The following is a 13,173-nucleotide window of genomic DNA, read 5'->3' on the forward strand; positions in this document are numbered from 1 at the left end:
CCGCGATGACCGTGCTCGCATGGCTTTCCAGCCCGGCACAGGCCGCACCGGCCGCGACGCAAAAGCCGGGACAGAGCGCGGCGCCCACGCCGATCAAGGCGCCGGCCGGCATCGGTCGCGATGCCACGGCCGCGGAGCTCAACGCGTGGGATATCGACGTGCGTCCCGACTTCAAGGGCTTGCCCAAGGGGCACGGGTCGGTGGCCGACGGCCAGAAGTTGTTCGACGCGCGTTGCGCGTCGTGCCACGGCACGTTCGGCGAGAGCAACGAGGTGTTCAACCCGCTCGTGGGCGGCACCACGGCCGACGACATCAAGACGGGGCACGTGGCGTCGCTGCGCGCGAACAATCAGCCGGTGCGCACCACGCTCATGAAGGTCGACACGATCTCCACGATCTGGGATTACATCCGTCGCGCCATGCCGTGGAACGCGCCGCGCTCGCTCACGCCGGACGAGGTGTACGCCGTCACTGCGTACATCCTGAACCTCGGCGAGATCGTGCCGTCGGACTTCGTGCTCTCCGACAAGAACATCGCCGACGTGCAGAAGCTCATGCCCAATCGCAACGGGATGACGCGCGCGCACGGCATGTGGCGCGTGGGCGACAAACCGGATACTCATAACAAGGCGTGTATGCAGGATTGTCCCGAGGCTGGTATCGTGACGTCCGCACTCCCTGCGTACGCCCGCGACGCACATGGGGATCTGGCCGCGCAAAACCGGGTGATCGGTCCGGTGCGCGGTATCGATACGAAGCTGCCGCCGCTGTCGGGCACCGCCGCGCAAAATGCGGCGGTGCGCAAGACCGCGGCCCTCGCCACGCTCGGCATGGCGAGTCCGGACGCGCCGGCCAAAACCGCCGCTGCGACGTCACCGGCAGCAACGCTTGCGGACAAGAACGGTTGTCTGGCATGTCACGGTGTGACCGACAAGAAGATCGGGCCCGCCTTCTCGGAGGTCGCCGCCAAGTATCATGGGCAGTCGGATGCGGCTGAAAAACTGGTGGCGAAGATACGTGCCGGCGGCGCCGGTAACTGGGGCAGCATGCCAATGCCGCCGCAGACGCAGGTCGCCGAAACCGACGTCCGTACGATGGTCGACTGGATTCTCCATGGTGCACATTGAGCGGGCAGGGTGTCCGACGGCCGCGCCATGTCACCCAGGCTGCCGCAGGACCCCGTCCCCTACACAAACCGAAGGAGATACGATGAAGAAGTTGCTGATCGCTGCGGCCATGCTGGCCGGTACCTCGCTGGCGCACGCCGGTGTCGATGTCGCTGCAGCGACCAAGCTCGCGGCCGCCAACGCCTGTATGGGTTGCCACGCCGTCGACAAGAAACTCGTGGGCCCGTCCTATCAGGATGTCGCAGCCAAGTACAAGGGCGACAAGGATGCCGTGGCCAAGCTGGTCAAGAAAGTGAAGGGCGGTGGCTCGGGCGTCTGGGGTCCGATTCCGATGCCGGCGCACCCGAACTTGTCGGATGCCGACGCCAAGACCCTGGTGGAGTGGGTTCTGGCAGGCGCCCCGGCGAAGTAAGCCCGGGGCAGGGGGCTCGCCGGCCGGTTGTCGCGTAGTCGTGGCGGCCGGTCTGGCGGGCGAACGGCGGCCGTTGCGATGCGCGCATACCGAGCGTGTCGCGGCGGCGGCCTTCAGAGAAGGAAACTCATACAGATGAACCAACAGCGACGCGACATGCTGCGGTTTTCCGCGGTAATGGGACTGGCGGTTGCCGCCGGGCTGATCAAGCCCGAAGAGGCGCGCGCGGCACAGGAGTGGAACAAGGCGGCGTTTGCCACCCGCAGCGTGGCCGATACGGTCAAGGCGCTCGGCGGCACGAGCGCGAGCCCGAGCGATCAGGTCGCGCTGAGCGTTCCCGACATCGCCGAGAACGGTGCGGTCGTGCCGGTGGTGGTGGCAAGCAAGGCGCCGAACACGCAGATGATCGCGATTCTGATCGAGAAGAATCCGAACACGCTGGCCGCGTCGTTCGATATTCCCGAGGGCACGGAGCCATCGGTGACCACGCGCGTGAAGATGGGCCAGACCTCGAAGGTTTATGCGCTCGTCAAGGCGGACAACAAGTACCTCGTGGCCGAGAAGGAAGTCAAGGTCACGCTGGGCGGTTGCGGCGGTTAAGCGACGCATCGTAGAACTAGAGGAGCCACAACATGGGTAACCCGATGCGCATTCGCGCAACCGAGGCCGGCGGTGTCGTCGAGGTCAAGGTGCTGATGAGCCACATCATGGAAACCGGTCAGCGCAAGGACGCTTCCGGTAATATCGTACCGGCACACTTCATCCAGAACGTGACCGTCACGAGCAACGGGAAGACGGTGCTGTCGGCCCAATGGGGGCCGGCGGTGTCGAAGGATCCGTTCATGTCGTTCAAGTTCAAGGGCGCCAAGAAGGGCGACAAGGTTGCGGTCACGTGGACCGACAACAAGGGCGACTCGCGCACCGACGAGGCGACCATCGCCTGACGGGGCGAGCGCCGGAATGCCGCGGCGGCGTGCAGGCTCGCATGCCTGCCGCCAGGCATCCCGGCCGGGTGGGACGGCGTGGCGTTGCTGTCGTGCCGCGCAGTGTGTGCAAGCGGGCGCTTGCGGGGAAGGTTCCCCGTCGCGCGCCGACCAACCCCACAAAGAGGAGACTCAGATGAACGAGGCGCAACATAGCGCACGGACGCGCAACACACGCCGCGCCGCATGGCGGCCCGACGTGCGCGGCGCAGTGCTTGGCGGCATGCTCGCCATCGCGGGCCTGAGCGCACCCGCATTCGCCGCGGAAAGCTCCACGGCAGACGCCATCGCGCAATACCGCGAGATGCTCGCCGACGGCAATCCGGCGGAACTCGTCGAAATGCGTGGCGAAGCGCTCTGGAAGACGCCGCGAGGCCCGAACAACGTATCGCTTGCGCAGTGCGACCTGGGCCTGGGCCCCGGCGTCGTGAAAGATGCCTACGCGCAATTGCCGCGCTACTTCCCCGATACCAAGCGCGTGCTCGACGCCGAGTCGCGCATCGTCGAATGCATGGTGAATCTGCAGGGCTTCAAGCGTGCGGACGTCATCAAGCAGCCGTTCTCCAAGGAAGGTCAGGACCCGACCGATCTCGAGTCGCTCACCGCCTACGTTGCCGGTCAGTCGCGCGGCGCGACCATTCGCGTACCGCAGTCGCACAAGGAAGAGAAGGAAGCCTATGCGCGCGGACAGAAGATCTTCTTTTACCGGGCCGGTCCGTACGATTTTTCGTGCGCGTCGTGCCACGGGGCGGACGACAAGCGCATTCGCTTGCAGGATCTGCCGAATCTGACAAAACCTGTCGCGGCGCGTCAGGCGTTTGCGACGTGGCCGGGGTATCGCGTGTCGCAAGGGGCATTGCGCACGATGCAGTGGCGGATGAACGACTGTTTCCGTCAGCAGCGCATGCCCGTGCTGAATTACGGCTCGCAGGCGTCGATCGATCTGATTACCTTCATCGGTGTGATGGCCAATGGCGGCAAGATGGACGCCCCTGGCCTGAAGCGCTGACCGACCACGAGGCATACCCATGAAAACATTCGCATTGCGCGCGACGGGCGTCGCGCTGGCAGCGGCCGGGGCACTCGTCGTCGGCGCGGCCTTTGCCGAGGGCGAGAGCGTGAAGCTCGTCACCGGGACGACCGATGCGGCGGTCGTGCAGGAACTGCGCAATTCGTTCCACGGCTCCGGCATTGCCCAGCTCGATCGCATCGATCAGAGCGAGTTGCAGAAGCTGTGCACGCAGTACGCCACCAAGCCCATGCCGGCGAAGGTTGCCGAGCGTCTGCAAAAGGCGGAACTGGCGAGCGTCAAGGCGCCGGCCGACGGCAAGTATCTCGGCGACTGGAAGGAAGGCGAGAAGGTGGCGCAGAACGGCCGTGGCATGCAGTTCTCCGACAAGGCCGACACGGTCAACGGCGGCAATTGTTACGCCTGTCACCAACTGACCAAGAGCGAAATCTCGTTCGGCAATATCGGTCCGTCGCTGTACAACTACGGCAAGCTGCGCGGCGATTCGCCCGAGGTGGTCAAGTACACGTGGGCCAAGGTCTACGATTCGCACAGCTACATGGCGTGCTCGAACATGCCGCGATTCGGCTCGGCGGGCATTCTGACGGAACAGCAGTTGAAGGATGTGATGGCGCTGCTGCTCGATCCGGCTTCGCCGGTCAATCAATAACGCGCTTGCGCATCGCCGCGCGGGCAGACCTGCCGGGGCCGGATCTCGTCATCCGGTCACGGCGGTCTGCGCCCGGCCTCCGGAGTGCCGCATGAAACCCCTGATGGATTCGATTCGTCGCATTGGCTCGCGCGCCTCGGCCGTGGCCTTGCTGGCGATGTGCCTGAGTGCACCCGCGACCGCGCTCGAGGTGGGCGACACGGTCTCACTGCCGTCGCTCACGCTGCTTGACGGCAAGACGATGCCCGCGAGCGCGTTCAAGGACCGGACGGTGATCGTCGAGTACTGGGCGTCGTGGTGTCCGTTCTGCGCGCAGCAAAACCCGCACGTGCAAAAGCTCTTCGAGGCCACGCGCGGAAAGCCGATCCAGATCGTCACGCTGTCGATCGACAAGAAGGCGCAGGAGGCCGTCGATTACGTCAAGGCGCACGGCTACACGTTTCCGGCGGGTATGGACAACGACGCGTGGCAGGCCGCGCTTGGCAAGCGTCGCGGCTTGCCGGAACTCTATGTGATCGGGCGCAACGGCAAGGTATTGCGCAAGGAAGTGGGCGAGATGTTCGGCGAGGACGTGGCGGCGCTGGCCGATTACGCGGGCAAGTGAGCCCGGCGGTGGCCCGCATGGGCAACCGCAAGCCACGACAGACAACGACAAGGCAGGAGCGCCGCACGATGCGCGCGCCACGGAGACGAAATGAATCGACGCGAGTTCATGCAGGTGTTGGCGGTGGCGGCAGCGGGCGGCATGGCGCTGTCGCATCACGAGACGGCAGCGGCCCAGGCGGCCGCGGCGTTCTACGATCTGCCGAAGTTCGGCAATGTGCACCTGCTGCATTTCACCGATTGCCATGCGCAGTTGCTGCCGATCTACTTTCGCGAACCGAGCGTGAATCTCGGCATTGCCGACCAGGCGAACAAGCCGCCGCATCTCGTGGGCGAGGCATTCCTGAAGGCGTACGGGTTGCGTCCGGGCACGCCCGAGGCCTATGCGTTCACCTATCTCGATTTCGCCGCCGCGGCGAGCACGTATGGCAAGGTGGGCGGGTTCGCGCATCTGGCCACGCTCGTCAAGCGCATGAAGGCGTCGCGCCCCGGCGCGCTGCTGCTCGACGGCGGTGACACCTGGCAGGGTTCGGGCACGGCCATGTGGACCAAGGGTCAGGACATGGTCGACGCCACGCTGGCGCTCGGGGTCGACGTGATGACGGCGCACTGGGAATTCACCTACGGTGCCGAGCGTGTGAAATCCGTTGTCGAGGAGCAGCTCAAGGGCAAGATCGATTTCGTCGCCCAGAACGTGCAGACGAACGACTTCGGCGATCCGGTCTTCTCGCCTTACACGATCAGGACAATGAACGGCGTGCCGGTGGCGATCATCGGTCAGGCATTCCCGTACACGCCGATCGCGAACCCGCGTTATTTCGTGCCGGACTGGACGTTCGGCATCCAGGAGGAGCGCCTTCAGGCGATGGTCGACGAGGTGCGCGGTAAGGGCGCGCAGGTCGTGGTCGTGCTCTCGCACAACGGCATGGACGTCGATCTGAAACTGGCATCGCGCGTGCGCGGTATTGACGCGATCATGGGCGGCCATACGCACGACGGTGTTCCCAAGCCCGTCGTCGTCCCGAATGCCGGGGGCAAGACGCTCGTGACGAATGCCGGCTCGAACGGCAAGTTCCTGGGCGTGCTGGATTTCGACGTGAAGGGCGGCAAGCCGGTGGATTTCCGCTACAAGCTGATGCCGGTCTTCGCGAATCTGCTGCCGGCCGATGCGCAGATGCAGGCGCTCGTCGAGCGCGTACGCGCCCCATTTGCCGCCAGGTTGGCCGAGCCACTGGCGGTGACCGAAGGCCTTTTGTATCGACGCGGCAACTTCAACGGCACGTTCGATCAGTTGCTGCTCGATGCGGTGATGGCCGAGAAGGACGCCGAGATCGGCTTCTCGCCGGGCTTCCGGTGGGGGACGTCGTTGCTGCCGGGGCAGACGATCACCATGGAGCAGTTGCTCGATCAGACGGCGATCACCTACCCGTATACGACGCTCACGCCGATGACCGGCGAGACGATCAAGACGGTGCTCGAGGATGTGGCCGACAACCTGTTCAACCCCGATCCGTATTACCAGCAGGGGGGCGACATGGTGCGGGTGGGCGGCATGGATTACGCGATCGATCCGATGGCGCCGATGGGCAAGCGGATTACCGACATGCGTCTGAACGGCAAGCCGATCGAGGCGGGCAAGACGTACAAGGTGGCAGGCTGGGCGCCGGTCGCCGAAGGCGCGCAGGGCGAGCCGGTGTGGGATGTGGTGGCCCGCTACCTCCGCGCGCAGAAGACGGTCGTGGCGAAGGCGCCCAAGGTCCCGCTCATCAAGGGCATGAAGGGCAATCAGGGCGAGGCCTGAGCGATTCGTGGCGCCGCGGGGTTGAGGGGCGGGTGCGAGAGGGCCGCCGGCTCGTCGGCATCCCCTCGATATAATCCCGAGCAATTTTGTCGGCTGCTCGCCAGACCCGCAAAAACCGATATAATCGCTGCTTGATGTGGGGCGGTAGCTCAGCTGGGAGAGCGTCGCGTTCGCAATGCGAAGGTCGGGAGTTCGATCCTCCTCCGCTCCACCAACATCCAAGTGACGTCTTTTCTGACGAAACGGCTTCGAAGGCTGAAATTTCCCGAATGCGGTGACACCCGCTTGCGCGAGTCGGGCTCCTGGCTCGGAGCCATGGCTGACGGTGGCTGGTGTGTCATGAAACCGCTTGATTCTGTCGTTTCCGAATTGTTACAGACAGTCCGCAATTTCCCCCCGGTCCTTCGAATATAATTCCACTCTCTTTCTGCCTCGCGATGCGCTGCCGTGCATGGTGAAGCTCCTGTCGCGCCGACGAAACATAGCGTGACCCTGCCGCAGCGCGGCGATGCCGGTCATTCGGGCGTCGCGCGACGGTGACGGCCCACAGCCCATAAATGAAAGCGAACAGGGGACGCGGATGGCCCATGGTCATCCGTGAAATAACGGAAAATCCGGCAATTACGATGCCGATATTGCATTTTCAGACGATAGAGCCACGAATTGTCCCTTCTTAGATCGAGCGCCGGTTTCGCCATTTCCACGGCGGTTCGCATATTGGTCGGGTTGCTGATCGTCAAAAGCATGGCGTGGCACCTCGGCCCGCAGGCGTTCGGCATGCTGGGGCAGATGATGACCGTGGTCGCGATCGCCAGCATGTTTGCGGGCGGTGGGACCGCCCTTGGCCTGACCAAACAGCTCTCGGAGCCGGCCGACGAGGCCGCGCGCCTGCAGCGCCTCGGATCGGCCATGGTCATTTACGTCGCGATTTCGTCGATCGTGACGCTGGTGCTCGTGTTGGGCAGCCGACTGTTCGCCAGGAGCCTGCTTGGCGACGCCGACCACATGCTCGTCATTTGTGCATTAGCCCTGGGCTATTGGCTGGTCGGTGCGTATAGCATTGTGCAGTCCATCTTCAGCAGTCGGCAGGACGTTCGTTCGCTCGTTTCGCTGAACGTTGTCGGGGCGCTGATCGGCGCAGCCGCGTTTCTGGCGCTTCTGTACGGTTTCGGTTTCACGGGCGCCGCGCTCGGACTCGTGGCGATGCCGGCAATCAACGGATTGTCCGCCTTGCTCTTTGCCCGGCTCCGGCTGCCGGCTCAGTGGCGGCAACTGCAATGGAATCCGAATTGGGAAGGCGCGCGGGAACTGCTGGCTTACGGCGGCGTGATGCTCGTTTCGGCCGCCGCCGTGCCGATGGCGCAACTGGCGATGCGAAACTTGCTCGGCGAGCGACTGGGGTGGGATCAGGTCGGCTATTGGCAGGGCGTGTTGAAGATCTCCGATGTGTACTTTCAGTTCGTGGGCGTGGTGCTGACGAGCTTCATATTGCCGAAGTTCGCCGCGGCCCGTTCGATCCAGCAGATCGACGGCATTCTTCGCTCGATCTTTTCGACGCTCCTGCCGCTGGCGGTCGTCATGTTGATCGCCGTTTACCTGCTGCGCCACATCATCATCGAATTGCTCTTCAGCCAGTCTTTCATGCCGATGGCGGATTTGTTCCTGCCGCAGGTTTTGGGCGACTTCGTCAGGATATGTGGTTCAATAATCGCCTATATCTTCCTGGCGCGCGGCTGGAGGCGAATTGCCATCGCCTCGGAACTGATGCAGGCCGCCATATTGATCGCCGGTACCTGGATGCTTGTCGGTCATGTGGGAATCATGGCACCTATCTATGCGTACTGCATCAGTGCCACGCTCACCCTGTCGCTGATGCTGTGGGCCTACAGCCGACTCAGACGAAAAATGACGGTCTCCGGCGAGAACGTGCCGATCGGCTCCGTAGGTTGACGTCGCGCGCCCGGTTCGGGGTGCCGTCGTTCGCATTGAAATGACGACATAAACGGTCGCCGGCGCTCACGTGCCGACGGCAGAATGAGGAAACGGATGAGGGTATTGATTCTCTGCACCAAGTTTTCCACCGTTGAATCCGACGGATGGCTAACCAACGATCTGGCCGCCGCCTACGCGGCAGCCGGGCACGAGGTTACCGTGGTGTGCGTGGACTGGTCCGGGCAATCACGCGCTCAGGTGCTCACGATGTACGGTAGCGTGCGCGTCATCAATACCCCTATCGACCTGTCCGCGGTGCGCTGCCTGCCGGGAGCGCTGCAGAAGATGTACAAGTGGTTCTGGGCCTCGCGCCGTGCCATTCCGTTCGTCGACCAGCACCTGACGGTGCAGCCTTATGACCTCTTCGTGGGTTTTTCCCCGGCGTCCACTGCGTTCTGGATGCAACGCCACTTGCTGCGCCGACTCAAGCCGGCACGGAAGTACATGGTGCTGTGGGACTTTTTCCCCCGCTATCATCACGAACTCGGATTGATTCCGGCCGGCCCGCTGTTCACGATCGCAAAACGTATGGAAACCCTGGCGATTCGCCAGTTCGACACCGTCGGTGTGATGTCGCCGGCCAATATTCCGTACTTCTGGAAGGAAACGCCGAGTTTTCGCGGGAAGGTCGAAGTGTTGCCGCTGTGGGGGCCACAGACGCTTGCTCAAGAGGGCAATCGTCAGGAAATTCGACACCGCTTCGGCCTGCCGCAGGACCGCATCGTCGCGATCTTTGGTGGGCAGTTGATTCCCGGGCGCGGCATCGAGCTGTTGCTCAAGCTCGCCGAAGCTTCGCGCGAGCGTTGCCCGCAGGTGGTCTTCGCGATCGCGGGCGGAGGCCCGCTGGAGGACTATCTGAAACAACGCCTGACCGAACCGGAACTGGCAAATGTCCGCTATCTCGGCAAGATTCCCCGCGATGAATATCTGACGTTCCTGACCGCGTGCGATATCGGCATCGTTTTCAATTCAGGAACGGTCAGTGTGCCGACGTTCCCGTCGAAGTCCATCGACTACTTCAGGGCAGGGCTCCCTATTCTTGGCGCGGTGGAAGCCGCAACCGATTATTCCGAGATTCTCGAAAACGAAATCCACGGTGGCTACTCATCCGTAACCACCCAATTTGAACAGATCCGGGAAAATCTGGCCAAGTTGTGTGCATCGGAAAATCATCGACGTGAATTGGGCGAGAACGGTCGTCGGTATTTCCTGGCGAAGATGACGGCGCCACAGATCGTCAGTCAGATTCACTGATTGCCGCAAACATGAGTTTTTACATCGTTATCGCCGCTGTTCTCAGCCTGCTGGCATTGATGCAGGTGGTATGGCGAAAGCGCATCATGTCACTTGGCGGACTCGCCGTTCTGCTGCTGTGGGCGCTTGCCGCGTTCCGCTACCGCACGGGCTACGACTGGCTTGTTTACCAATCGTTCTTCGATCAGTACGCACCGAATTTCCTGGGCGACGGCTCCGGCATGGTGCCCATGGAACCGTTGTATGTACTCCTGAATATTGTCGTCGCAAAAACGACAGGGAGTTTTCAGGTTCTGCTTTTCGTGATCGCCACCTTCAATATCTGGGTTTTGTATCGATTTGTAAAACTGGCGCGTGCGGACCTGCTTTTCTGTTGTGCTTTCTATTTCTGCCTGATCTATTTGCCGCTGCAAATGGGTGTGTTCCGCCAGTCGCTGGCCGTGTCGATGTTCATGATCGGCATGATTTATGCGGCGAAAGGACGAAACAGGCTGGCGGCACTTTTCAGCGTTCTGGGTGTCGGATTTCAATATTCGAGCGTTATCTATTTCGTCGTCTATTGGCGCAAGGCCGTTCGTGCGGTAACCAATCATCCGTACGTGTTCGTGGGTGTTGTGCTGGCCTTCTACGCGCTCGGCATCGGTGTGGCCTCGCTCGCGTTGGAGGCACTGTCCAAGCTGAGCCTGTCGTTCATCTCGGAAAAGGCGGCCATCTATGCATCGACGGGCGCGTTCGATCGCTCGCTCGGGGCCGTGGCCTACCTGCTGGTAAACTGTTGCATCTTTCTGTGGGTTAACAGGCAGATCGGGCAACGCAGCCGGTTTCAGGAGCTTCTTTTCGGTGCGATAATCCTGCAGATCGCATTTCAGGGGCTCCTGTTCGACTTCCCGATTTTCTGGAACCGAACGCAGTATCTCGCAGTGCTTCCGCAAGCGATTCTGCTATATCAGGCCATTACGATTCAGCCTGCCGTGGTGCGAATGGCTGTCGCGTCGACATCGCTGGCATTTGTCGTCTCTGCACTTGTTTATCAACTGGTTAATCCTCTGATTGAGCCCTACATTCCGTATTACTCATATCTCGAATATAAATTGACTGGAGATACGGGGGATGGACTCGGCAGAACGCTTGAGTATTACCGAAGATTTGAGGCCCATTTACAATGAGTATCAGTTCATTCAACAATAAGGTGCTGCTGATTACCGGCGGTACAGGTTCGTTTGGCAATGCAGTTCTGCGTCGCTTTCTTGACACTGATATCGGTGAAATCCGTATCTTCAGTCGAGATGAGAAGAAGCAGGACGACATGCGCAAGCGCTACAACAGCGACAAGCTCAAGTTCTACATCGGCGACGTGCGTGATCCGGCTTCGGTGGTCAATGCCATTCGCGGTGTGGACTTCGTGTTCCACGCTGCTGCGCTCAAGCAGGTGCCGTCGTGCGAGTTCCACCCGATGGAAGCGGTGAAGACGAACGTGATGGGTACCGAGAATGTGCTCGAGGCGGCGATTCAGAATGGTGTCTCCCGCGTCGTGTGCCTGAGCACCGACAAGGCGGTCTACCCCATCAATGCCATGGGGATTTCGAAAGCCATGATGGAAAAAGTCATGGTGGCGAAGTCCCGGTCCGCGGACGACAACAAGACGGTCATTTGCGGTACGCGCTATGGCAACGTCATGGCGTCGCGCGGTTCCGTCATTCCGCTGTTCGTGCAACAAATGCGCGACGGCAAACCGATCACCGTGACCGACCTGCTGATGACGCGTTTCATGATGACGCTCGACGATGCGGTGGAGTTGGTGCTGTACGCGTTCCAGCATGGCCGTAATGGCGACATCTTCGTCCAGAAGGCTCCCGCGGCGACGGTCGAGACGCTTGCACATGCATTGCGCGAAATGCTGGGCAAGCCGGATCATCCCATCAATGTGATCGGAACGCGCCACGGCGAGAAGCTGTATGAAACGCTCCTGAGCCGGGAAGAACTGGCGGCCGCGGAAGATCGCGGAGACTACTATCGTGTCCCGCCCGATCTGCGCGATCTGAACTACGGCAAGTACGTCGAGCAGGGTGAGACCAGCATTTCGAGCGCCGAGGACTACAACTCCCACAACACCGAACGCCTGGATATCGCCGGCATGAAGGTGCTGTTGCAAAAGCTCGCGTTCATGCGTGCTTTGCAGGCCGGCCAAGACGCGCAGCCCGAGGAGTGATCCGATGAAGATCGTGGTGACCGGTGCGAACGGTTTCGTCGGCAAGAATCTGCTGGTTCATCTTGAGGAACTGGGCGGACACGAACTGGTGCGCGTGGGGCGCGAGACGACGGGCGAGCAACTCGATGCCGCCTTGCGGGATGCCGACTTCGTGTTCCACCTCGCTGGCGTGAATCGCCCCAAAAATCCGGAAGAATTCGTCTCGGGCAACGTCGATTTCACTCAGACGCTCGTCGACAAGCTGATCGCGACGGGACGCAAGGTGCCGGTTGCCTACACGTCGTCGACGCAGGCCGTGGCCGATAATCCGTACGGGCAGAGCAAGGTCGGAGCGGAAGATGCGCTTCAGGCTTACGCACAACGCGTCGGTGCCGCGGTGTACCTCTATCGGCTGCCGAACATTTTCGGCAAATGGAGCCGTCCGAATTACAACTCGGCGGTAGCGACCTTCTGCCACAACGTGGCGCGTGGCCTGCCCATCGAGATCCATGCACCGGACGCCAAGGTGCGCCTTGTGTATGTCGACGACGTTTGCCAGGCATTCCTGTCGCTGCTGGGCGGCGATGCGCCGGCGCCGGGCTTCGTCGACGTCGAACCGGTTTACGAGACCACGGTCGGCGAGATGGCCGATCAGATCCGGGCGTTTCGCCAGAGCCGCGACACCCTCGTCAGCGAGCGGGTGGGCACCGGATTCGTGCGCGCGTTGTATTCGACCTACGTGAGTTTCCTCCCGGATGACGGTTTTGCTTATGACGTACCGATGTACGGCGACGCCAGAGGTGTCTTCGTCGAGATGCTCAAGACGCCGGACGCCGGGCAGTTTTCCTATTTCACGGCGCACCCCGGGGTGACGCGAGGCGGCCATTACCATCACACGAAGACCGAAAAGTTTTTGGTGATCAAGGGCAAGGCGCGCTTCGGCTTTCGTCATATCGTGACGGGAGAGCGACTTGAGATTGAAGTCAGTGGCGAGAAAGCCCAGATCGTGGAGACGATCCCCGGCTGGGCGCACGACATCACCAATATCGGTGACGATGAAATGGTCGTGATGCTGTGGGCAAATGAAATTTTTGATCGTTCGCGACCCGATACGGTAGCGCACAAGGTGTAATT

The 13,173-nt window shown here is 61.8% G+C and carries 13 protein-coding genes and 1 tRNA gene; all 14 read left to right on the top strand.

Annotated features, from left to right (window positions below; all coding sequences use genetic code 11):
* The first annotated feature begins 5 nt into the window (after window positions 1–5).
* A complete protein-coding gene (locus tag LV28_RS24985) occupies window positions 6–1,127 on the top strand; it encodes a c-type cytochrome (RefSeq protein ID WP_438361530.1) in 1,122 nt (373 codons plus the stop codon).
* An 82-nt stretch (window positions 1,128–1,209) separates the two neighbouring features.
* A complete protein-coding gene (locus LV28_RS24990) occupies window positions 1,210–1,539 on the top strand; it encodes a c-type cytochrome (RefSeq protein WP_023598446.1) in 330 nt (109 codons plus the stop codon).
* A 135-nt stretch (window positions 1,540–1,674) separates the two neighbouring features.
* Window positions 1,675–2,139 carry a thiosulfate oxidation carrier protein SoxY gene (gene soxY, locus LV28_RS24995; RefSeq protein ID WP_038619239.1) on the top strand — a complete coding sequence of 155 codons (465 nt, stop codon included), beginning with the start codon at window positions 1,675–1,677 and terminating at the stop codon, window positions 2,137–2,139.
* 32 nt (window positions 2,140–2,171) lie between these two features.
* Window positions 2,172–2,483, top strand: coding sequence for a thiosulfate oxidation carrier complex protein SoxZ (gene soxZ / locus LV28_RS25000; protein WP_023598448.1), 312 nt, complete (start codon window positions 2,172–2,174; stop codon window positions 2,481–2,483).
* Between the two features lie 262 nt (window positions 2,484–2,745).
* A complete protein-coding gene (gene soxA / locus LV28_RS25005) occupies window positions 2,746–3,531 on the top strand; it encodes a sulfur oxidation c-type cytochrome SoxA (RefSeq protein ID WP_048806771.1) in 786 nt (261 codons plus the stop codon).
* A 19-nt stretch (window positions 3,532–3,550) separates the two neighbouring features.
* Window positions 3,551–4,201, top strand: a complete 651-nt coding sequence (gene soxX, locus LV28_RS25010) for a sulfur oxidation c-type cytochrome SoxX (RefSeq protein ID WP_023598450.1) — start codon at window positions 3,551–3,553, stop codon at window positions 4,199–4,201.
* A 91-nt stretch (window positions 4,202–4,292) separates the two neighbouring features.
* Window positions 4,293–4,805 (top strand): TlpA family protein disulfide reductase, encoded by a 513-nt coding sequence (locus LV28_RS25015; protein ID WP_223272052.1) that lies wholly within the window; start codon window positions 4,293–4,295, stop codon window positions 4,803–4,805.
* A gap of 90 nt (window positions 4,806–4,895) precedes the next feature.
* Window positions 4,896–6,605 carry a thiosulfohydrolase SoxB gene (gene soxB / locus LV28_RS25020; RefSeq protein WP_038619235.1) on the top strand — a complete coding sequence of 570 codons (1,710 nt, stop codon included), beginning with the start codon at window positions 4,896–4,898 and terminating at the stop codon, window positions 6,603–6,605.
* 138 nt (window positions 6,606–6,743) lie between these two features.
* Window positions 6,744–6,819 (top strand) — tRNA-Ala (locus tag LV28_RS25025).
* A gap of 449 nt (window positions 6,820–7,268) precedes the next feature.
* Window positions 7,269–8,555: an O-antigen translocase gene (locus LV28_RS25030; RefSeq protein WP_081326784.1), complete on the top strand. Its 1,287-nt coding sequence runs from the start codon at window positions 7,269–7,271 to the stop codon at window positions 8,553–8,555.
* A gap of 96 nt (window positions 8,556–8,651) precedes the next feature.
* Complete coding sequence (locus tag LV28_RS25035) at window positions 8,652–9,851, top strand: glycosyltransferase family 4 protein (protein WP_038619232.1); 1,200 nt, start codon at window positions 8,652–8,654, stop codon at window positions 9,849–9,851.
* 11 nt (window positions 9,852–9,862) lie between these two features.
* A complete protein-coding gene (locus tag LV28_RS25040) occupies window positions 9,863–11,017 on the top strand; it encodes an EpsG family protein (protein WP_038619229.1) in 1,155 nt (384 codons plus the stop codon).
* The gene (locus LV28_RS25045) at window positions 11,014–12,060 is read left to right on the top strand and encodes a polysaccharide biosynthesis protein (protein ID WP_038619225.1); all 1,047 of its coding nucleotides are present in this window, start codon (window positions 11,014–11,016) and stop codon (window positions 12,058–12,060) included. Before LV28_RS25040 ends, LV28_RS25045 begins: the two co-directional genes overlap by 4 nt.
* Before the next feature lie 4 nt (window positions 12,061–12,064).
* Complete coding sequence (gene wbjC / locus LV28_RS25050; protein WP_038619222.1) at window positions 12,065–13,171, top strand: UDP-2-acetamido-2,6-beta-L-arabino-hexul-4-ose reductase; 1,107 nt, start codon at window positions 12,065–12,067, stop codon at window positions 13,169–13,171.
* The last annotated feature ends 2 nt before the right edge of the window (window positions 13,172–13,173 follow it).

This window comes from Pandoraea pnomenusa (genome assembly GCF_000767615.3).
GTDB lineage: Bacteria > Pseudomonadota > Gammaproteobacteria > Burkholderiales > Burkholderiaceae > Pandoraea > Pandoraea pnomenusa.